Origin of the sequence: Rhodococcus sp. ARC_M12, from assembly GCF_022810385.1 — a bacterium.
Taxonomy (GTDB): Bacteria; Actinomycetota; Actinomycetes; order Mycobacteriales; family Mycobacteriaceae; genus Rhodococcoides; species Rhodococcoides navarretei.
The window spans coordinates 84536-103744 of the sequence record NZ_JALGQI010000018.1; the positions used below are offsets into that span (position 1 = coordinate 84536).

Consider the following 19209-nt stretch of genomic DNA (forward strand, 5'->3'; position numbering starts at 1 on the left):
GCAAAATGATCGAATGCCTTTTTTCGACGGAGCCACCGGTGCTGTCCACTATCGAAACTGGACCGTTCCCGATGCTCGTTTCGGTCTCGTCTTTCTGCACGGTCTCGGCCAGAACAGTGGCCACTACCACCGCTTCGCTCGGGTCCTCAACGGGCGCGGAGTCGATGTGTGGGCGGTCGATCACGTGGGTCACGGGCTCACCGAGGGCGAGCTCACCGACGCCGCTCAGATTCCCGGTCTTGCCCAGAATGCGCTGCAGTTGCTCGATATCGCCGAGGCCGAGCACCCCGAGTTGTCGTTCGCGCTGATGGGCCATTCGCTCGGCGCAGCGACGGTCATCGCAGCTCTGGGCGCGCATCCGGACGCGGTGCGGTGCGCCGTCCTGTGCGGAACGCCGAAGTCCGTGACCGGCTCGGCCACGGATCTGGCCGACAACGTGATTCCGATTCTCGCCGTGCACGGCGTCGACGATCGCCTGGCTCCGATCGATGCGGTACGCGAGTGGATCGGCGGTGTGCCCGACGCGTCCCTGAGCGAGTTCGAGGACGGCGGCCACGACCTCCTGCACGAGAAGATCCACCTGCAGGTGACGTCGGCGGTGGCGGAGTTTCTCGACGACCACATGTCCTGACACGAGAAAAGGGCCCGGCGCGATGATCGCGTCGGGCCCCTTTTTCTCGTGCGGTCGATCTACGAGTAGATGGCCTCGATGTCGTTGCCACGCTCGGCGTGAATGATGTTGCGCTTGAGCTTCATCGTCGGGGTCAGCTCACCGGTCTCGACGGTGAAGTCGTTCTCGAGGATCGTGTACTTCTTGATCTGCTCGGGGCTCGAGACCTTCTTGTTGGCCTCGGCGACGGCCTTGTCGAGCTCGGCGACCAGATCGGCGTTCTTCGACAGTTCCGAGAACGGGATGTCCGCGGACAGGTTGTGCCGCTCGAGCCAACCCGGCAGAGCCTCCGGATCGAGGGTGATGAGCGCACCGATGAACGGCTTGGCGTCGCCCACGACGAGGCACTGGCTGATGATCGCGTTGGCGCGCAGGGCGTCCTCGAGCACCGCGGGGGCGACGTTCTTACCGCCGGCGGTGACGATGATTTCCTTCTTGCGGCCGGTGATCGAGACGTAGCCTTCCTGGTCGATCGCGCCGAGGTCTCCGGTGTGGAACCAGCCGTCGACGATGGCTTCGGCCGTGGCCTTCTCGTTGTGCCAGTAGCCACTGAACACCACGGGTCCCTTGAGCAGCAGTTCCCCGTCCTCGGCGACCTTCACCGAGTGACCGTCGATGGGCTTGCCGACGGTGCCGACGCGCTGGTCCTTGGTGGTGTTGACGGTGATGGCCGCGCTGGTCTCGGTCAGTCCGTAGCCCTCGTAGACCGGGACGCCCGCACCGCGGAAGAAGTGGCCGAGGCGGGCACCGAGAGGTCCGCCGCCGGACACCGCGCGGGTGCAGTTGCCACCGAGCGCTGCGCGAAGCTTGGAGTAGACCAGCTTGTCGAACACGGTGTGCTTGAGGTTCAGAACCAGCCCGGCTCCGCCCTTCTCCTGGGCCTCGCTCCACTCGATGGCCGTCGCGGCGGCCTTGTCGAAGATGGAACCCTTGCCGCCGTCGTGGGCCTTCTGCTTGGCGGAGTTGTAGACCTTCTCGAACACGCGCGGCACCGAGAGGATGAAGTCCGGCTTGAACACGGCGAACTGATCCACCAGAGTCGTCACGTCCGAGGTGTGGCCGACGGTGACCTTGGACTCGAACGAGCCGAACGACACGGCGCGGGCGAACACGTGCGCCATCGGGAGGAACATCAGCGTGCGATTGCCCTCCTTCATCGAGTCGTGCAGCGCGATCTGGGTGGCCTGAACCTCGGCGTAGAAGTTCGCGTGCGTCAGCTGGACGCCCTTGGGTCGGCCGGTGGTGCCCGAGGTGTAGATCAGGGTCGCGGGTGATGCTGCGGTGACCTGATGGCGTCGGGCATGCAGATCCTCGTCGCTGACCCCGGCACCGCGGGTGGTCAGTTCTTCGATCGCTCCGCCGTCGATCTGCAGAACCTCACGCAGATCCTTGGCACCTTCGGTGACCTCTTTGAGGTTCGAGGCGTGCGCTGCGGTCTCGACGACGAGCAGCTTGGTAGCGGAGTCCTCGAGGATCCACTGCGCCTGGTCGGCGGAGGAGGTCTCGTAGATCGCGACGGTGCAGCCGCCTGCGGACCAGATGGCGTAGTCGAGGACGACCCACTCGTAGCGCGTCGCGCTGAGGATGGCGACACGGTCGCCGAGTTCGATACCGGAGGCGATCAGTCCTTTGGCCGCTGCCGCTACCTCTTTCGCGAACCGATCGGCGGTGACATCGGTCCAGTTGCCGTTCACCAGACGTTGGAACGGTACGAAGCTCGGCGATTCCTTCTCGTACCTGTAGACGGTGTCGGCCATGGATGCGTCGTCAGGAATGGTGAACGACGCCGGCACAGAATATTCGCGCACTGCTGGACCCCTTACGGAAAAATAGCGTGGTAGTTGTGCATTTCATCACATTCGAGGCCGTGGCGCACCATCCGGGGTGTCCGGTTTGTCGACTTTGCCGCGAGTTCGAGGGGGTTGAGTGTGACTCGGGGTACAACTTAACCGTCCGCGGTCACGTTCGGCGGTCGGGTCGCCGGTGTGAGGGCGCTCGCACCGCGGGCGGTCTCGGCCGTTTTCGTCACCTGATCAGCGTAGAAGGGTTCGCAGGGTCCGGGCAGGTACTAAACTCGCTCCACATATGAGCACTTCAGAAACTGATCAGGATGCCGCCGTGACGTCTGACGAGACGAATTCGCCCCTTCAGGACTCCGCCTCCGTTCCGGTCCGAGCGACCGAGTCGGCCTCGGCGACGGGCGAGGACATCACATTCGCCGATCTCGGGATCGACGAGCGGGTCCTGAAGGCCCTGCACGACGTCGGTTACGAGAGCCCGTCGCCCATTCAGGCGGCCACCATCCCGCCGCTGATGGCAGGGAACGACGTCGTCGGCCTCGCGCAGACCGGAACGGGCAAGACGGCCGCGTTCGCGGTGCCGATTCTGTCCCGTCTCGATGTGTCGCGTCGGACGCCGCAGGCGCTGGTGCTGGCACCGACGCGCGAGCTGGCGCTCCAGGTGGCCGAGGCGTTCGGTAAGTACGCCACCCACATTCCGGGTCTGCACATCCTGCCCATCTACGGTGGCCAGTCGTACGGCATCCAGCTCTCCGGCCTGCGCAAGGGTGCACAGATCATCGTCGGCACCCCCGGCCGCGTCATCGATCACCTGGAGAAGGGCACCCTCGACCTGTCCGGTCTCGAGTACTTGGTGCTCGACGAGGCCGACGAGATGCTCAAGATGGGTTTCCAGGAGGACGTCGAGCGCATCCTCTCCGATACCCCGGAGTACAAGCAGGTGGCGTTGTTCTCGGCCACGATGCCGGCCGCGATCCGCAAGATCTCCAAGCAGTACCTGCACGATCCAGTGGAGATCACCGTCAAGACCAAGACGTCGACGGCGCCGAACATCACCCAGCGCTACGTGCAGGTGGCCCATCAGCGCAAGCTCGAGGCACTCACTCGAATCTTCGAGGTCGAAGAGTTCGAGGCGATGATCATGTTCGTGCGCACCAAGCAGGCCACCGAGGAACTCGCCGAGAAACTGCGCGCACGGGGCTTCTCGGCCGCGGCGATCAACGGCGACATCGTGCAGGCTCAGCGTGAGCGCACCATCGGTCAGCTCAAGAACGGTCAGATCGATATCCTGGTGGCCACCGATGTCGCGGCTCGCGGTCTCGACGTCGACCGCATCTCGCACGTCATCAACTACGACATCCCGCACGACACCGAGTCCTACGTGCACCGCATCGGTCGTACCGGACGCGCGGGCCGCGCCGGTCAGGCTCTGCTGTTCGTCGCACCGCGCGAGCGGCACCTGCTCAAGGCCATCGAGCGGGCGACGCGTCAGCCGATCACCGAGATGCAGCTGCCCAGCGTCGACGACGTCAACGCGCAGCGCGTGACGAAGTTCAAGGACTCCATCACCGAGAGCCTCGGCAACGAGAATCTGGCGTTGTTCCGTCGTCTCATCGAGGATTACGAGCGCGAGCACGACGTGCCGTTGGTCGACATCGCGGCAGCCCTGGCCATCCAGTCTCGCGACGGCGAAGCGTTCCTGCTGAAGCCGGAGCCGCCTGCCCCGCCGCGTGCACCGCGCGAGCCTCGTGAGCCGCGGCCGCCTCGCACGTTCGACGAGGATGCGGCCAGTTCGCATCACCGCAAGACCGGTCAGGAGATGGCGACGTACCGCATCAGCGTCGGCAAGCGGCATCGCGTCGCTCCCGGTGCCATCGTCGGTGCGATCGCCAACGAGGGTGGTCTGCGTCGAAGCGACTTCGGGCACATCAGCATTCGTCCCGATCATTCGTTGGTGGAGCTGCCGGCCGACCTCGCCGACGAGACGGTGGAGGCGTTGCGCCGCACCCGCATCAGTGGTGTGTTGATTCAACTGCAACCCGATTCCGGCCCGCCCGGACGCAGCGGCGGCGGGAAGTACAAAGGCAAGCGCTAGCGCGCACGTGCACGGCAATTCGTAGCCCACTACGAAGTTCCGCGCACGACCCCGGGTTCGAGCGTTTGGTGGACCAAGCCTCGGGTATCCGGCCGTGCATGACCAACGTCACTCTCCGTGTCAACGGAACGGAACGCGAGTTCGAGTGCGATACCCGAACCACCCTGCTCGACGCACTGCGGGAGAATCTCGACCTGATCGGTGCGAAGAAGGGGTGCGACCACGGACAGTGCGGTGCCTGCACGGTGCTGGTCGACGGGCGGCGGATCAACAGCTGCCTCACGTTCGCGGTCGCGCAACAGGATCGCGAGATCACCACGGTCGAGGGATTGTCCGATGGCGACACGTTGCATCCCGTGCAGCAGGCCTTCGTGGACCGTGATGCGTTTCAGTGCGGGTACTGCACGTCCGGGCAGATCTGCTCCGCGGTGGCGGTGATCGAAGAGGCGAAACAGGGTTGGCCCAGCGCGGTCACCGACGATCTCGAGGCCACCGATGTCGAACTCGATTCCGGTGAAGTGCGAGAACGTATGAGCGGCAACCTCTGTCGATGCGGTGCCTACGCCAATATCGTTCCGGCCGTGCAGGACGCATCGTGAGAACCTTCGCGTACGACGCAGCCACCGCCGTCGACGACGCCGTGGCCCGCCTCGCCGAGGACGAGAACGCGATGCTGCTCGGTGGCGGCACCAACCTCGTCGACCTGATGAAGCTCGGTGTCGTCGGCCCGACGACGTTGATCGACGTGACGCGACTTCCGTTGCACGACATCGACGTATCCGACGACGGCTCGCTGCGTGTCGGTTCCGGTGTGACCAACAGCGATCTCGCGGTGCACCCGGTGGTGCGTCAGCGGTATCCGGTGCTCTCCCGAGCGTTGCTCTCCGGTGCCTCGGGCCAGTTGCGCAACATGGCCACCACCGGTGGAAACCTGTTCCAGCGCACCCGGTGCGTGTACTTCATGGACGCATCGAAGCCGTGCAACAAACGGCAGCCCGGCTCGGGTTGCCCGGCCCGGGAGGGTGAGCACCGTAACCTTGCCATCCTCGGTGCCTCCCCGGCGTGTGTGGCGACGCATCCCTCCGACATGGCGGTCGCGTTGACCGCCCTCGACGCCCGCGTGGTCGTTCGTGGAGTCGACGGAGAGCGCACCCTCGCGATCGACGACTTCTACCGGCTCCCCGGTGACGAGCCCGAGCGCGACAACACGGTCGCGCGGGACGAACTCGTCACGGCCATCGAGATACCGGCACCGGCGGACGGCACCGTCTCCACCTACCGCAAGGTGCGGGACCGCCAGTCCTACGCGTTCGCGGTCGCGTCGGTCGCCGCCACTCTCGACGTCGAGGACGGCATCGTGCGCGGGGTGTCGATCGCGTTGGGTGGCGTCGCGCACAAGCCGTGGCGGGCCCGCACGGCCGAGCACGCGCTGCTCGGCGGGGCCGCCGACGAGGCGTCGTTCCGGCGGGCGATCGCCCTCGAACTCGACGCCGCAGACCCGTTGCGCGACAACGCGTTCAAAATTCCGCTGGTGACCAACCTCGTCGCCCGCACCCTGGTGGAACTCACAGCTTCGGGAGACCGGTCATGACTGCATCGATCGGACAACCGATTCAGCGCACCGAATCGATCGCCAAGGTCACCGGCCGGGCGCGGTACGCCGCCGAGCAATCGCCGGCGGTCGGACAGCTCTATGCCTGGTACGTGCCTGCGACGGTTCCCGCCGGGACGGTCGAACACGTCGAGCTGGAGGAAGACCCCGCAGTGCATGCCGTCCTCTGGCACGGCAACGCCGAGAAGCTGGGTGAGGTCGAGGACGCCGAACTGCATGTGTTGCAGTCCGATACCGTCTCCTATCGCGGTCAGATCGTGGCGGTCGTCGTGGCCGACACTCTCCAGAACGCTCGCGCCGCTGCAGCCCGGGTGCAGGTGCAGTACACCGGCGTCCGCGCTCCGGACAACACTCTGACCGCCGATCACCGCTCGCTGTACGCACCCGAGTCCGTCAACGCCGGGTTTCCCACCGATGTCACCGTCGGCGATCCCGACGCGGCGCTGGCGTCGGCCGAGCACGTCGTCGACAACTGGTACTCCACCGCGCCGATGCACAACAGTCCGATGGAACCGCATGCCACCACAGCGCAGTGGTCCGACGGCGTTCTGACGCTGTGGGATTCGACGCAGGCACCGTCGGGCGTCCAGGGTGACCTGGCGACGGCATTCGATCTGGAACCCGAGAACGTTCGCGTGATCGCCGAGAACGTCGGCGGCGGATTCGGAGCCAAGGGCAGTACTCGGCCCAATGCGGTCCTCGCCGCGATGGCGGCGCGAGCAACCGGAAAGACCGTCAAGCTGGTCCTGCCGAGGCAGGCCCTGTTCGATGTCGTCGGCTACCGCACCCCGACGCTCAATCACGTTCGGCTGGGAGCTGATTCGACCGGCACGCTGCAGTCGATCGCGCACGATTCGTTCCAGCAGACCAGCACGATCTTCGAGTTCTGTGAGCAGACCTCGGAATCCACTCGACACATCTACGCGGCCCCGAACCGTCGCACCACCCACCGACTCGCACAGCTGGACGTCGGAACGCCGCGGTGGATGCGAGCCCCGGGCGAGGCTCCGGGCATGTTCGCCGTCGAGACGGCCATCGACGAATTGGCCACGGCCACCGGTATCGATCCGATCGAACTGCGTATCCGCAACGAACCGGACGTCGATCCCGCCAGTGGCAACCCGTTCAGCTCACGCAGTGTGGTGCAGTGCCTGCGCGAGGGGGCAGAGAAGTTCGGGTGGGACCGCCGCGATTCCACGCCCGGTCAGCGTCGAGAGGGCAACACCCTGGTCGGCATGGGCGTCGCGACGGCCAGCTACCCGGTGCTGATCTCGCCGAGTACCGCCTCTGCACGTGTGGAGCAGGACGGCACGATCACGGTGTCCGTCGCCGCGTCGGACATCGGTACCGGAGCGCGGACGGTGCTGCGTCAGATTGCGGCCGACGCTCTCGAGGTGGATGCAGATACGGTCACACTCGAACTCGGCGACAGCGCTCTGCCGAAAGCACCTGGTGCCGGCGGCTCCTCGGGTACCTCGTCGTGGGGTTGGGCCGTCACCAAGGTCTGCCATTCGTTGAAGGCTCAGGGATCGTACGAGCCGGGACATTCGGCCGAGGCCGACACCACCGACGACGTCGAGGGTCAGAAAGAGTTGGCGCGCATGGCGTTCGGTGCTCAGTTCGCCGAGGTCGCGGTGGACATCGACACCGGTGAGGTCCGGGTGCGACGGATGCTCGGGGTGTTCGGCATCGGCGCGGTGATGAATCCGCGGCTGGCCAGGTCTCAGCTCATCGGCGGCATGACGTTCGGGCTCGGCATGGCCCTGATGGAGAGTGGCGTCGTCGATCACGAATTCGGCGGGTTCGCCAATCACGACCTCGCCGAGTACCACATCCCGGTGTGTGCGGACGTGACCGACATCGAGGCCGTCTGGGTCGAGGAGGTCGACACCGAGCTCGCGCCGATGGGCGGCAAGGGAATCGGTGAGATCGGCGCTGTCGGATCTTCCGCGGCCATCGGCAACGCGGTGTTCAACGCCACCGGCGTCCGAGTCCGCGACCTGCCGATCACCCTGGACAAGGTGCTGCCGCACCTCTAGAGCGGCTTCGCCGCATGTGCACGAAACTTCGTACCCCACTACGAACTTCTACTCACATGGGGCGCAGCCCCTCTAGGCCAATATCCGCTGGAGGAACTGGCGCGTACGAGGCTCGGTCGGGCTCACCAGCACCTGTTCCGGTGTGCCTCGTTCGAGGACGACGCCGTTCTCGATGAACAGCACCTGATCGGCGACCTGCTGGGCGAAGCGGATTTCATGGGTGACGATCACCATCGTCCAGCCCTCGGCGGCAAGGCCTTTGATGACGCCGAGTACTTCGCCGACGAGTTCGGGATCGAGTGCCGAGGTGGGCTCGTCGAACAGCATCAGCTTGGGGCGGAGAGCAAGAGCTCGGGCGATTCCGACGCGTTGTTGCTGGCCTCCGGACAGCTGGAACGGGTACTGGTCGGACTTGGCGTCGAGACCGATCTGATCGAGGATTGCGTGCGCGTCGCGGATGGCGTCGTCCTTGGCGCGCTTCTGCACGATCACCGGTCCCTCGATGATGTTCTGCAGCACCGTCTTGTGGGGGAACAGGTTGTGGCTCTGGAACACCATGCCGCTCTGGGCCCGGAAGTGACGTAGCTGCGGCGCCCCGACGGGCTGTCCGAAGTCCACCGATACGTCACCGATACCGATGACGCCTGCGTCGGCCCGGTCGAGTGCGTTCAGAGCGCGCAGAATTGTGGTCTTGCCGGATCCGGACGGTCCGATGATGACGGTCACGGTGCCGGACGGCACGGTGAACGAGACGTCCTTCAACACCTCCAGTGGACCGAACGACTTCTTCAGCGCGGATACTGTCAGCAGGTCTGTCATTTCGCCACGTACCTGTCGAGTCGGACTTCGAGTTTGCCTTGGAAGAAGGAGAGGACGATGCAGATCACCCAGTAGTACAGCGCGGCAACGGTGTACAGGGTGAAGAAGTCGAAAGTCGGTGCCGCCGCGAGTTGTGCGACGCGCAGCAGTTCGGTGACCAGGATGGTCGACGCGAGCGAGGTGTCCTTGACCAACGAGATCAGCGTGTTCGACAACGGTGGAACGGCGGTGCGCAACGCCTGCGGAAGCACGATGCGCTGCAACGTGGTTCGGTATCCCATCCCGATGGTCTGCGCAGCTTCCCATTGCCCCTTGGGCACGCTGAGTATCGCTGCGCGAATGACTTCGGCTGCATAGCCGCCCACGTTCAACGAGAACGCGACCACCGCGGCAGGGAAGGGTGAGATCACGATGCCGAACTGCGGTAGGCCGTAGAAGATGATGAACAGCTGCAGCAGCAGGGGAGTGCCGCGAATGATCGAGACGTAGAACCGGGCGACTGCAGCGAGCGGTGTGATCGACGAGATCCGGGCCAGCGCAACGGCGAGAGCGATGACGAGTCCGATCACGAAGCTGATGGCGGTCAGCGGAATCGTCATCGTGACAGTCGCTTTGAGCATGGGCCACAGGTTGTCGAGAACCAGCTGCATCTTCGACGGCGCCGTCGACGATGCGTCGTCGCTCTCCGGCACCACGGTGTCGGCGGTCGGTGCGGCGACGTCGCTTCCGAAATACTTGTTCGAGATCTCGGCGATGGTGCCGTTCTCGCGCAGGCTGTCGATGGCGGTGTCGACCTCGTCCATCAGCCCACTGTTCTTGCGGGCCACGAAGGATTGCAGGGTCGTGTCTCCGGTCTCGCCGGCGATCTTCACTCCGGTGTCGCCGGTCTGCTGCAGGTACTCGGCGATGGCGAGGGAGTCGTTGACGGTGGCGTCGACGCGGCCGTCCTTGACGAGAGTGACCGCCTGAACGAATCCCTCGACGGCTTCGACGTTCGCGCCGGCGTCCGCCGCGACCTCTGCCCAGTTGCTCGTCGAGGATTGGGCGGTGGTCTTACCGGTCAGGTCGGCGAGCGAGGTGATGGTGGAGTCGTCTGCGGCGGTGAGGATCTGGCCTTGCGACACCGTGTAGGGCGTGGACAGGTCGTATGCCGACTGGCGCGCGGGGGTGATCGAGACCTGGTTGGCGATCAGGTCGAAGCGTTGGGATTGCAGACCGGCGAAGATCGAGTCGAACGGGGTCTGCACGAAGTCGACGCGTACCCCCAGCTCGTTTCCGACGGCGTTGATGACGTCGATGTCGTAGCCGGTGAGCTGTCCGTCGCCGCCCTGATAGCTGAACGGGCTGTAGGTGCCCTCGGTGCCGACGACGAGAACGCCCTCGTCTTTCACCCGGTCCAGCAACGACTGCGAGGACGCACTGCAGCCGGACAACCCGAGAATTCCGATGAGAATCGCGACCAGGGCAAGGGTCGATCTGCGCACCATCCGCGCCTGCTTTCGCCGTATGTACGAGTGCAGCAAAACCTACCCGTCGATCTCCAACTCCGCTGACACCACCACGGAGTTGTTCATCGGCAGCGCGGCCACCCCGAGCGCGGTGCGGGCGTGCGCACCGATCTCGGGACCGAAGATGGCGAGCACCAGATCGGAGAAGCCGTTGACGACCGTGGTGGTCTGAGTGAAGCCGTGATCGGCATTGACCGACCCGGTCACGGTCAGCCACGCGCTGATTCGATCGAGGTCGCCGACCGCCCGGGCGACGCCACCGAGCAGTGCCAGTGCGGTGTCGCGCGCGGCGTCGGTGGCGGCGTCGAGACCGACTTCGGACGGAACCGCGCCGAACGGTCCTGCCAGTGTGCCGTCGGGGGCCAGCGGCGAATGGCCCGATGCGAACACCCGGTTGCCGCGCACCCGCACCCACTCGAACGAGAACTCGAAACCAGGTGGGGCGGCCGGTTCACCGGGCAACGTGAAGCCCAGTTCGGTGATGCGCCGTTCGATCTCCATGAACGAAAACTCTGTCAGACCGCGACGCTGTTGATGGTGCGAACGGTCCAGCGAGAACCGTCGTGCTCGAGGGTGGAGACACCCGCGTTGAGGATGCGCGGGGAGTGGCGGCGTCGAATCGCATCGAAGATCGCCCGGATGACGCCGCCGTGCGCCACGGCGATCACCGCGGAGTCCGGATAGCGCGAGGCGATCTCGTCGATGGCTCGCACACCGCGCACGATCAGGTTCGAACGCGGCTCCAAGCCCGGGTACCGGCCGTCCGGCCAGTGCGAGTACGCGTCCCAGTCGGTGAATCCTTCGGCGTCGCCGAAGTGTCGTTCGGCCAGATCGGGGAATTCGACGGTGCGGCTCAGGCCCAGGTGAGCGCCGATGATGTCCGCGGTTTCCGAGGCCCGGATCAGCGGCGAACTGACCAGGTGATCCCACGTACGGAACTCCAATTGGTAGCCGGCCTCACGGGCCTGAGCACGGCCGGTGTCGTTGAGAGGAATGTCCGAAGAGCCCTGTAGACGCCCGTGCAGATTCCAGTTCGTTTCACCGTGCCGAACCAGTGCCAGAAAAGTCATAGTGAGCGGAGAATATCCCAGAGTTACCAGGGAGTACGGTCGATACCGAGATAAGCGAACGAGCACGGAGGATTGTCGATGAATCTTGCCCTGACAGAAGAAGAGGCCGCGTTCCGCGACGAGATGCGGACGTTCTTCACCACGAAGATCCCCGCCGAGATTCGCGAGAAGAACGCGACGGGTCAGGAGTTGAGCAAGGACGAGGTGGTTACGACCATGCGAATCCTGAACGAGAACGGCCTGGCTGTGCCGCACTGGCCTGCGGAGTTCGGCGGGCGCGACTGGACCGCTGTCCAGCGGCACATCTGGCTCGACGAAATGCAGCTGGCCTCGGTACCCGAGCCGCTGGCGTTCAACGCCTCGATGGTCGGCCCGGTCATTGCGACCTTCGGCTCGCAGGAGATCAAGGAGAAGTTCCTGCCCAAGACGGCGAACCTCGACATCTGGTGGTGTCAGGGGTTCTCCGAGCCCGAGGCCGGATCCGACCTGGCGTCGTTGCGCACCACTGCCATCCGCGACGGTGACGACTACATCGTCAACGGACAGAAGACGTGGACCACGCTCGGCCAGTACGCCGACTGGATCTTCGCACTCGTGCGGACCAACCCGGACGCGCCCAAGAAGCAGGCCGGAATCTCTTTCCTGCTCATCGACCTGAACACCCCCGGCATCGAGATGCGCCCCATCAAGCTGGTCGACGGCAGCGTCGAGGTCAACGAGGTCTTCTTCGACAACGTCCGCGTTCCGGCGGAGAACCTCGTCGGCGAGGAGAATCAGGGGTGGAGCTACGCCAAGTTCCTGCTCGGTAACGAGCGGACCGGCGTCGCCCGCGCAGGGCACACCAAAGTGCACCTGGGACAGGCGAAGAAGCACGCAGCGCAGACGAAGGTCGGCAGCGGCACGTTGCTCGAGGACCCCTTGTTCGCGGCCAAGATGGCCGAGGTCGAAAACGAACTGCTCGCCCTGGAGCTGACTCAGCTGCGCATGGTGTCCAGCTCGGACGACGGCAAGCCGAACCCGGCGTCGTCCATCCTCAAACTGCGGGGATCGGAATTGCAGCAGGCCACAACCGAATTGCTGATGGATGTCGCCGGACCGGACTCCCTGCCCTACGAGGCGGGCGAGGACATCGAGAGCGAGGGCTGGGCGCAGCGCTCGGTACCGGGGTACCTCAACTACCGCAAGGTGTCGATCTACGGCGGCTCGAACGAGGTTCAGCGCACCATCATCGCCTCTGCGATTCTCGGACTGTAAGGGAGCATCTGAAGACATGGATTTCGAACTCAACGAAGAGCAGAAGCTGCTGCGCGACACCACTCGTGAGGTGCTCACGCGGGCGTACGACACCGAGAAGCGCAACAAGATCGTTGCCGGTGAGCTGGGCTGGAGCACCGACGTCTGGAAGCAGTTGGCCGAGGTCGGCCTGCTGGGTCTGACGTTCGCCGAGGAAGACGGCGGTATGGACGCCGGTCCCGTGGAGATCATGGCTGTGATGACCGAGGTCGGACGACGGCTCGCGCCGGAGCCGATTCTCGACGCCGTGCTCGTCCCCGGCGGGTTGATCTCCGAGCTCGGCAGCTCCGAGCAGCGCGCGCGGCTTCTGCCGCCAGTGGCCGAGGGATCGTCGATGTTGGCGTTCGCGCACAACGAATCCGGCACCCGCTGGCCCAACATCGAGGTCGGCACCACCGCCACCGAGGACGGTGGATCGTGGTCGATCAACGGCGTCAAGAACCCGGTACCGCACGGCGGAAGCGCAGACGTGATCGTCGTCAGTGCAACGCTACCGGCCGGCGGAACAGGACTGTTCGTCGTCGACGCCGACGCGACCGGTGTGACGCGAAAGTCCTACGCCACGCACGACGGCCAGCGCGCCGCGCAGATCGAATTCGTCGACGTCGCCGCCGAACCGCTCGGTACCGCCGAGAACGCGGCCGCTGCGATCACCGGTGCCGAGGTGCGAGCGCAGGCCGCGTTGTGCGCCGAGGCGATCGGTGCGATGGAAGAGGCGCTGCGGTTGACCACCGATTACCTCAAGCAGCGCAAGCAGTTCGGCGTTCCGCTGGCCAAGTTCCAGGCGCTCACCTTCCGCGCCGCCGACATGTACGTGCTGCTCGAACTCGCCCGCAGCATGAGTCTGTACGCCACGATGTCGCTGGCGGACGGCAACGTCGACCCGACCATCGCGTCGCGCGCCAAGCTCCAGATCTCGCGGTCCGGTCGCAAGATCGGCCAGGAGGCCATTCAGTTGCACGGCGGAATCGGCGTCACCGCCGAATATCCGGTCGGGCACTACACCAGTCGACTGGTGGCCATCGAGCACACTCTCGGTGGTGCCGACGAGCACCTGCGTATCCTGGCGTCGAAGGTCGCCGATCACGACCTGATCGGGATCTGACTCTCGTCGCAGACGCCTCGGGCCCGGCCACCTCGACAGGTGACCGGGCCCGAGGTCGTTTCGTGAGGTGTGTCAGCTGCCCGCATCTGCGGCGGAGACGAGGTCGGCCACGGCACCGGGGTTCGACACCAGGATGGCGTGCGAACCCGGTACCTCGGTCACCTGAGCGCCGGCCCGCTGCGCCATGAAGCGTTCGGCCGAGGCCGGGATGATCTGATCCTGCTGGGGGATCAACGCCCACGACGGCGTGTTCGCCCAGGACGGCGGACCGCTCGGCTCGAGCAATGCGCCTGCGGCAATCGTCTTCTGGTGCGCAGCCATGCGCGCGGCCTGCTCCTCGGTGACGTCCGGGGCGAAGAAGGGTCGGAACAGTGCGGGTGTGATGTACGAGTCGACGTTCTTACCGATGATGTTCGACGCGTCGTCGACGATCGTCAGGCCGATCACCGGCGGTACCAGCGCGGTCACCGGGAATCGGATGGGGTCGAGTTCGAGGGCGACGGGTTCGCCTTCGACGGGCATGAACGCGGCGACGTAGACCAGGGCCTCCACGTTGTCGGCGTGGACGTTGCTGATCACCGTGCCGCCGTAGGAGTGGCCGACCAGCACCACCGGTCCGTCGATGCTCTCGACCACATCGGTGACCGACGCCGCGTCGATCGCGGGCCCGCGCAGGGAGTTCTCCGCCGTCACCACCGGGTAGCCGCGGCCGCGGAGGTTCTCGGCGACGCCGTCCCAGCTGGTGCTGTCCGCGAACGCACCATGCACCAGCACGACGGTCGGGAGTTCCTGCGCCGCAGCGGGCGCGACGCCGATTCCGACCATCGATCCCGCGGTCAGCCCTGCGGTCACGAGGAGTGTGGTCCACTTCGGTTTCGTCATGCTCACAACCTGTCACACGCCAGAAGTTCGTGCGGTGTTCACCGCAGAGATTCGACCAGCTTTTTCTCAGTGAACGCTCGTATGCTTGGCTTGCAGCAGTGGCGTTCGTCCGACCCGGGCGATCGTAAAACGTAGGTCCGATCGTGAGCGAGAGTTCGATGAAGTCTCGGATGGCCGAGTACCCACGCCCCCATCACTGCTTGTTGCACGTCAGCGACACGCATCTCGTCGACGGCGGTGGTCGGTTGTACGGCGGCGTGGACAGTGAGCTGCGGCTCGAACAGGTGATGACCGACGTACGGAACTCTGGTGTGCGGCCCGACGCGTTGGTGTTCACCGGAGACCTGACCGACAAAGGCGAGCCCGGTGCGTACGAGAAGCTACGGGCGTTGGTCGAACCGGTGGCCGAGGAGCTCGGCGCGCAGATCGTCTGGGCGATGGGCAATCACGACGACCGTGCGACGTTCCGTCAGAAGCTGCTCGACGTCGAACCGACCGTGCAGTCCATCGATCGTGTGCACGACGTCGACGGTCTCCGTGTCGTGACTCTCGACACGACGGTTCCCGGACGTCATCACGGCGAGCTCGGTGACGAGCAATTGGCTTGGCTCGCAGACACACTCGCCACGCCCGCAGAATTCGGCACGATTCTGGCGATGCACCATCCGCCGGTGCCGACGGTGCTCGGTCTCGCGGTACTGGTCGAACTGCTCGATCAACCGCGCCTGGCGGACGTACTGCGCGGAACCGATGTGCGCTCCATTCTTGCCGGGCACCTGCACTATTCGACGACGGCCACGTTCGCGGGCATTCCCGTCTCGGTGGCGTCGGCCACGTGCTACACCCAGGATCTGAACGTGCCCGCAGGCGGACTACGGGGCCGCGACGGTGCCCAGGGATACAACCTCGTCCACGTCTACGAGGACACCGTCGTGCACTCGGTGGTGCCGACGGGCTCGTACGACACTGTGGGAGAACCTGTCTCGGCTCAGGAGACCGCGCGCAGGCTGAGCGAGGCGGGAGTCACCATCGCGGACAGTGCTCGGCGAAAGACGTTCAGCGACGCCTAGCGCTGGTCGCGTTCCCAGGGCGCGACGATGGGGAAGTACTTGTCCAGGAACTGTGTGACGGTGCGGGTGCGCAGATCCAGGTCGACTTCGGGGAAGCTGCCGTCGTTGAGGCAGAAGAAGTCCACGGATCGCTTCGGGAGCAGCTTCTCCATCAGTTCGAGGCCCGCGACCGACGTGGTGTCGATGTACCTGACCTTCGCATCCTTCTGGACCACCGCGCGGCCGCTCATCAATGCGTAGTAGTGGTACAGCGAGTTCGTCACCGAGATGTTGGTACTTGCGCGGAACGCACTCGCGGCCGTGGACGCGAACTCGTCCGGAAACTCGTTCTCCATTTCCTGCATCACGCTGCGCCGCAACGGGGTTGCCGCATGTTCGAGGTGCCGGGTGGTGGTCATCCCGAAGCGGTTCTGGAGGATTCGCCGGTTCACGCGCGCCGCGTTCTCGAAGCCGCTGCGGTCGGCGTCGCTGTAGCCCAACCCGATTCGCGTGGTTGCTTCGATGAACATGCTGATTCCGCCGGGGGAGAAGAACATCGACGGACTGACCGGTCTACCGAAGAACATGTCGTCGTTCGAGTACAGAAAGTGCTCGGACAAGCCGGGGATGTGGTGCAGCTGGCTTTCGACGGCCTGCGAATTGTGGGTCGGCAGAACGGAGGTGTCGACGAAGAAGGCCTCGCTCGGCACGAACGTCACCTTGGGATGGTCGGCGAGCCACGCCGGCCTCGGCGAGTCGGTGGCCACGAAGATGCGCCTGATCCACGGTGCGTAGAGGTGGATCGACCTCAGTGCATACTTCAGTTCGTCGATCTGCCGATAGCGAGCCGCCGAGTCGTCACCCTCACCGACGACGTAATTCGCCATCTGCCGCGCCCGCTGCGCCTGAAATTCCGCCGAGGAGCCGTCGACCCAGGAGAAGACGATGTCGATGTCGAAATTGATGTCCGACGCGTGGTCGGCGAACATGTTCTCGATGGTCGGCCACGTTCTGCCGAAGCGTTCGACGGTACCGCGGACGGCCTCGTCGGGCCGAATGTTGCGCCTGGTCAGAGAGTTCTCGATCGGCAGCACGATCTCGGACGGGGAGAACGACCACAGTTCGATCTGCACCGCCGTCGACGCGCCGTAGTACAGGCCGCTGAACGGCTCGACGCGCGGGCGGTACAGGCGCACTATTCGTGCGTTCGCGGATGGCGAGAGCGTGCCGTCGGCCACCAGAACTGCTTTTCCGCGGGCGTCGACGGTCTTGGAGTAGAACGGCTCTGCGCGGCAGGCGTGTACCAGTGCGGTGGTCAGCGCGTCGCGGGCGCCCAGTTCGATGGCGATGACGGGCCGTTCGTCGTTGCCGCGAACGAGTAGGTACTTGATGCGTGCGGCGTCGAGCACGGCGCGCACGAACAGCAGATCCTCGACCATCGCCTGGTGTGGGGTGGTGGAGGTGATGGTCAGTGCGTAGCGGCCGTCGTGGCTGACCACGTCGGAGCGTTCGCTCAGTCGTGCTGCGGATGCTGCTGATTCTCGGGTGACGGCATCGTTGGTCTCGTGCTCCGGTGGAACGAGGTAGATATCGTGCGGGGCAGAAGACGAGGTGATGGCGTTCCTTCCGGAGTGTGCGCGCTGGCCGAGGAAACCCGGTGCTCGGTCAGTCTAATGCAGGTCCGGGGCATTCTTGACGCGCTGCGGTAGAACCCAGCTCGCCGCGACCAGGCCCACCGCAACTCCGGCAGCGTCGGCGAGAGCGTCGGCGACCGATCCGGAGCGTCCCAGAGGCAGGATCGCCTGCAGGAACTCCGACACCACCGCGAACGCCGACACCCACAGTACGGTCCTGACCCAGTCGATTCCGGCGAGTCGGGACGTATACGCGAGAGCCGCGAACAGGATGCAGTGAATGATCTTGTCGCTGTGCTCGAATCCCGAGGGCACACCGGACGCAGGCGTGAAGAGCACGATCAGCGCGACGACGAAGGTGACGGCCAGGGGAATTCGATACGTCGTCGGCGAGAACACCGCCCGAGTTTACCGGCGCTGCAGCACCACGACCGTGTCGATGCGCTCATCGCCGTCGGGCGTCATGCGGGTGCGATGCTCGGCGTGGATCACCTCGAACCCGTCGCCTGCCGCAGCGACGACCGGTTCCGGAGCGAACAGCCGGTGTTCGGCCGGGTGCTGCGAGGCGTGGCTGTCACTGGGACTGTGCCCGACGATCAACAGACGTCCGTTCGGCGCGACCGCTGCGGCGAACCTGCGGGTGGTCAACTCGAGCTCGTCCGGTGGCACCTGCAGGAAGTGCACCGACACCAGATCGAACGCACCGGCCGGGGGAGTCCAGTCCAGAACGTCTTCCTGTTGCCAGTTCACCGTCGGTGTCCGGGGCTCGAGTGCCTGTTGTGCTGCGCGAGCGCGACCGAGGGCGACATCGGAGATGTCGACTCCGGTCACGTGCCATCCTTCACCGGCGAGCCACAGGGAGTCGGCACCTTCGCCGCAGCCGATATCCAGGGCGCGGCCCGGAGTCAGCGTGGACGCTTCCTGAACCAACACGGCGTTGGGATTTCCGCTCCAGACGGTTGTGCGTTGGTTGTAGAGGTTGTCCCAGAATGCTTCGTCGAAGGCACCGTGCTCGAAATCCGGCTCTGCGGGGGTCCGGTCGGCGGCATGAGTGTGAGCGTGCGTGTGGTCGGCCATGGTCCGAGAATGCCCGCTCGCAGCCGGGTGCGCAAACATATTTGCTCGATTGGCAAAATTGGGGATGAGTAAAGTTGTGCGTCATGACCGAACAGGAACGTGAAGTACTGACGTGGGCGACGTTCGGGGACGCCTCGCGCGACCTGACCAAGAAGATCGTCGACGACGGGTTCGTCCCGGAGGTCGTCATCGCAATTGCCCGCGGTGGGCTCATCCCCGCGGGTGCGATCTCCTATGCGATGGGCGTCAAGGCTGCCGGCACCCTCAATGTCGAGTTCTACTCCGACATCGAGGAGACCCTGCCCGATCCCGTTGTCCTCGAACCTCTTCTGGACACCGACGCAATCGTCGGCAAGAAGCTGCTCGTCGTCGACGACGTGGCCGACTCCGGCCGCACGCTGGCTCTGGTCATCGACCTACTGAAGGCTCATACCGCCGACGTGCGGTCGGCCGTGATCTACACCAAGCCCAGAACCATTGTGCAGCCGGATTACTCGTGGCGTGAGACCGACAAGTGGATCAATTTCCCATGGTCCACGTTGCCGGTCATCACTTGA

18 protein-coding genes are annotated in these 19209 nt (G+C 65.1%); 9 read left to right on the forward strand and 9 right to left on the reverse strand.

Annotated elements, in window-relative coordinates:
* The first annotated feature begins 13 nt into the window (after positions 1-13).
* A complete protein-coding gene (locus MTX35_RS21380) occupies positions 14-631 on the forward strand; it encodes an alpha/beta hydrolase (protein WP_243596892.1) in 618 nt (205 codons plus the stop codon).
* Between the two features lie 59 nt (positions 632-690).
* Here MTX35_RS21380 and MTX35_RS21385 read toward each other — a convergent pair whose 3' ends face one another.
* Positions 691-2478, reverse strand: coding sequence for a long-chain fatty acid--CoA ligase (locus MTX35_RS21385; RefSeq protein WP_243596893.1), 1788 nt, complete (start codon positions 2476-2478; stop codon positions 691-693).
* Positions 2479-2788: 310 nt separating this feature from the next.
* On the opposite strand from MTX35_RS21385, the gene MTX35_RS21390 reads away from it, so the two are divergent.
* From MTX35_RS21390 to MTX35_RS21405, 4 genes are all read left to right on the forward strand, one after another.
* On the forward strand, positions 2789-4564 hold the full coding sequence (locus tag MTX35_RS21390) for a DEAD/DEAH box helicase (RefSeq protein ID WP_243596894.1): 1776 nt from the start codon (positions 2789-2791) through the stop codon (positions 4562-4564).
* A 98-nt stretch (positions 4565-4662) separates the two neighbouring features.
* Positions 4663-5163 (forward strand): 2Fe-2S iron-sulfur cluster-binding protein, encoded by a 501-nt coding sequence (locus MTX35_RS21395; protein ID WP_243596895.1) that lies wholly within the window; start codon positions 4663-4665, stop codon positions 5161-5163.
* Complete coding sequence (locus MTX35_RS21400) at positions 5160-6155, forward strand: xanthine dehydrogenase family protein subunit M (RefSeq protein ID WP_243596896.1); 996 nt, start codon at positions 5160-5162, stop codon at positions 6153-6155. Before MTX35_RS21395 ends, MTX35_RS21400 begins: the two co-directional genes overlap by 4 nt.
* Positions 6152-8215, forward strand: a complete 2064-nt coding sequence (locus tag MTX35_RS21405; protein ID WP_243596897.1) for a xanthine dehydrogenase family protein molybdopterin-binding subunit — start codon at positions 6152-6154, stop codon at positions 8213-8215. Before MTX35_RS21400 ends, MTX35_RS21405 begins: the two co-directional genes overlap by 4 nt.
* 72 nt (positions 8216-8287) lie before the next feature.
* Here the strand turns inward: MTX35_RS21405 and MTX35_RS21410 are convergent, their stop codons facing one another.
* The 4 genes from MTX35_RS21410 to MTX35_RS21425 are packed head-to-tail and all read right to left on the reverse strand — an operon-like array spanning position 8288 to position 11612.
* Complete coding sequence (locus MTX35_RS21410; RefSeq protein ID WP_243596898.1) at positions 8288-9034, reverse strand: amino acid ABC transporter ATP-binding protein; 747 nt, start codon at positions 9032-9034, stop codon at positions 8288-8290.
* Positions 9031-10521, reverse strand: a complete 1491-nt coding sequence (locus MTX35_RS21415) for an ABC transporter permease subunit (RefSeq protein ID WP_243596899.1) — start codon at positions 10519-10521, stop codon at positions 9031-9033. Before MTX35_RS21415 ends, MTX35_RS21410 begins: the two co-directional genes overlap by 4 nt.
* 39 nt (positions 10522-10560) lie before the next feature.
* A complete protein-coding gene (locus tag MTX35_RS21420; RefSeq protein ID WP_243596900.1) occupies positions 10561-11043 on the reverse strand; it encodes a RidA family protein in 483 nt (160 codons plus the stop codon).
* Between the two features lie 14 nt (positions 11044-11057).
* The gene (locus MTX35_RS21425) at positions 11058-11612 is read right to left on the reverse strand and encodes a histidine phosphatase family protein (RefSeq protein WP_243596901.1); all 555 of its coding nucleotides are present in this window, start codon (positions 11610-11612) and stop codon (positions 11058-11060) included.
* Positions 11613-11690: 78 nt separating this feature from the next.
* Here MTX35_RS21425 and MTX35_RS21430 point away from each other — a divergent pair, with 78 nt between their 5' ends.
* On the forward strand, positions 11691-12866 hold the full coding sequence (locus tag MTX35_RS21430) for an acyl-CoA dehydrogenase family protein (protein ID WP_243596902.1): 1176 nt from the start codon (positions 11691-11693) through the stop codon (positions 12864-12866).
* A 16-nt stretch (positions 12867-12882) separates the two neighbouring features.
* On the forward strand, positions 12883-14010 hold the full coding sequence (locus MTX35_RS21435; protein WP_243596903.1) for an acyl-CoA dehydrogenase family protein: 1128 nt from the start codon (positions 12883-12885) through the stop codon (positions 14008-14010).
* A 72-nt stretch (positions 14011-14082) separates the two neighbouring features.
* On the opposite strand, the gene MTX35_RS21440 is transcribed toward MTX35_RS21435, so the two are convergent.
* Positions 14083-14892: an alpha/beta fold hydrolase gene (locus tag MTX35_RS21440; protein ID WP_243596904.1), complete on the reverse strand. Its 810-nt coding sequence runs from the start codon at positions 14890-14892 to the stop codon at positions 14083-14085.
* A gap of 158 nt (positions 14893-15050) precedes the next feature.
* Here MTX35_RS21440 and MTX35_RS21445 point away from each other — a divergent pair, with 158 nt between their 5' ends.
* A complete protein-coding gene (locus MTX35_RS21445; RefSeq protein ID WP_243596933.1) occupies positions 15051-15962 on the forward strand; it encodes a phosphodiesterase in 912 nt (303 codons plus the stop codon).
* On the opposite strand, the gene MTX35_RS21450 is transcribed toward MTX35_RS21445, so the two are convergent.
* From MTX35_RS21450 to MTX35_RS21460, 3 genes are all read right to left on the reverse strand, one after another.
* Complete coding sequence (locus tag MTX35_RS21450) at positions 15959-17458, reverse strand: stealth family protein (protein ID WP_243596934.1); 1500 nt, start codon at positions 17456-17458, stop codon at positions 15959-15961. The two genes, MTX35_RS21445 and MTX35_RS21450, sit on opposite strands and share 4 nt — an antisense overlap.
* Positions 17459-17611: 153 nt before the next feature.
* Positions 17612-17974, reverse strand: coding sequence for a VanZ family protein (locus tag MTX35_RS21455; RefSeq protein ID WP_243596905.1), 363 nt, complete (start codon positions 17972-17974; stop codon positions 17612-17614).
* Between the two features lie 9 nt (positions 17975-17983).
* Positions 17984-18652 carry a bifunctional 2-polyprenyl-6-hydroxyphenol methylase/3-demethylubiquinol 3-O-methyltransferase UbiG gene (locus tag MTX35_RS21460; protein WP_243596906.1) on the reverse strand — a complete coding sequence of 223 codons (669 nt, stop codon included), beginning with the start codon at positions 18650-18652 and terminating at the stop codon, positions 17984-17986.
* Between the two features lie 83 nt (positions 18653-18735).
* On the opposite strand from MTX35_RS21460, the gene MTX35_RS21465 reads away from it, so the two are divergent.
* A complete protein-coding gene (locus tag MTX35_RS21465; protein WP_243596907.1) occupies positions 18736-19209 on the forward strand; it encodes a phosphoribosyltransferase in 474 nt (157 codons plus the stop codon).

What these genes read in the sequence shown, in the direction of transcription:
- MTX35_RS21380 (WP_243596892.1), top strand. Translation starts at nt 14, where the DNA reads ATGCCTTTTTTCGACGGAGCCACCGGTGCTGTCCACTATCGAAACTGG.
- MTX35_RS21395 (WP_243596895.1), top strand. Translation starts at nt 4,663, where the DNA reads ATGACCAACGTCACTCTCCGTGTCAACGGAACGGAACGCGAGTTCGAG.
- MTX35_RS21405 (WP_243596897.1), top strand. Translation starts at nt 6,152, where the DNA reads ATGACTGCATCGATCGGACAACCGATTCAGCGCACCGAATCGATCGCC.
- MTX35_RS21410 (WP_243596898.1), bottom strand. Translation starts at nt 9,034, where the DNA reads ATGACAGACCTGCTGACAGTATCCGCGCTGAAGAAGTCGTTCGGTCCA.
- MTX35_RS21415 (WP_243596899.1), bottom strand. Translation starts at nt 10,521, where the DNA reads ATGGTGCGCAGATCGACCCTTGCCCTGGTCGCGATTCTCATCGGAATT.
- MTX35_RS21420 (WP_243596900.1), bottom strand. Translation starts at nt 11,043, where the DNA reads ATGGAGATCGAACGGCGCATCACCGAACTGGGCTTCACGTTGCCCGGT.
- MTX35_RS21425 (WP_243596901.1), bottom strand. Translation starts at nt 11,612, where the DNA reads ATGACTTTTCTGGCACTGGTTCGGCACGGTGAAACGAACTGGAATCTG.
- MTX35_RS21430 (WP_243596902.1), top strand. Translation starts at nt 11,691, where the DNA reads ATGAATCTTGCCCTGACAGAAGAAGAGGCCGCGTTCCGCGACGAGATG.
- MTX35_RS21435 (WP_243596903.1), top strand. Translation starts at nt 12,883, where the DNA reads ATGGATTTCGAACTCAACGAAGAGCAGAAGCTGCTGCGCGACACCACT.
- MTX35_RS21440 (WP_243596904.1), bottom strand. Translation starts at nt 14,892, where the DNA reads ATGACGAAACCGAAGTGGACCACACTCCTCGTGACCGCAGGGCTGACC.
- MTX35_RS21445 (WP_243596933.1), top strand. Translation starts at nt 15,051, where the DNA reads ATGAAGTCTCGGATGGCCGAGTACCCACGCCCCCATCACTGCTTGTTG.
- MTX35_RS21460 (WP_243596906.1), bottom strand. Translation starts at nt 18,652, where the DNA reads ATGGCCGACCACACGCACGCTCACACTCATGCCGCCGACCGGACCCCC.
- MTX35_RS21465 (WP_243596907.1), top strand. Translation starts at nt 18,736, where the DNA reads ATGACCGAACAGGAACGTGAAGTACTGACGTGGGCGACGTTCGGGGAC.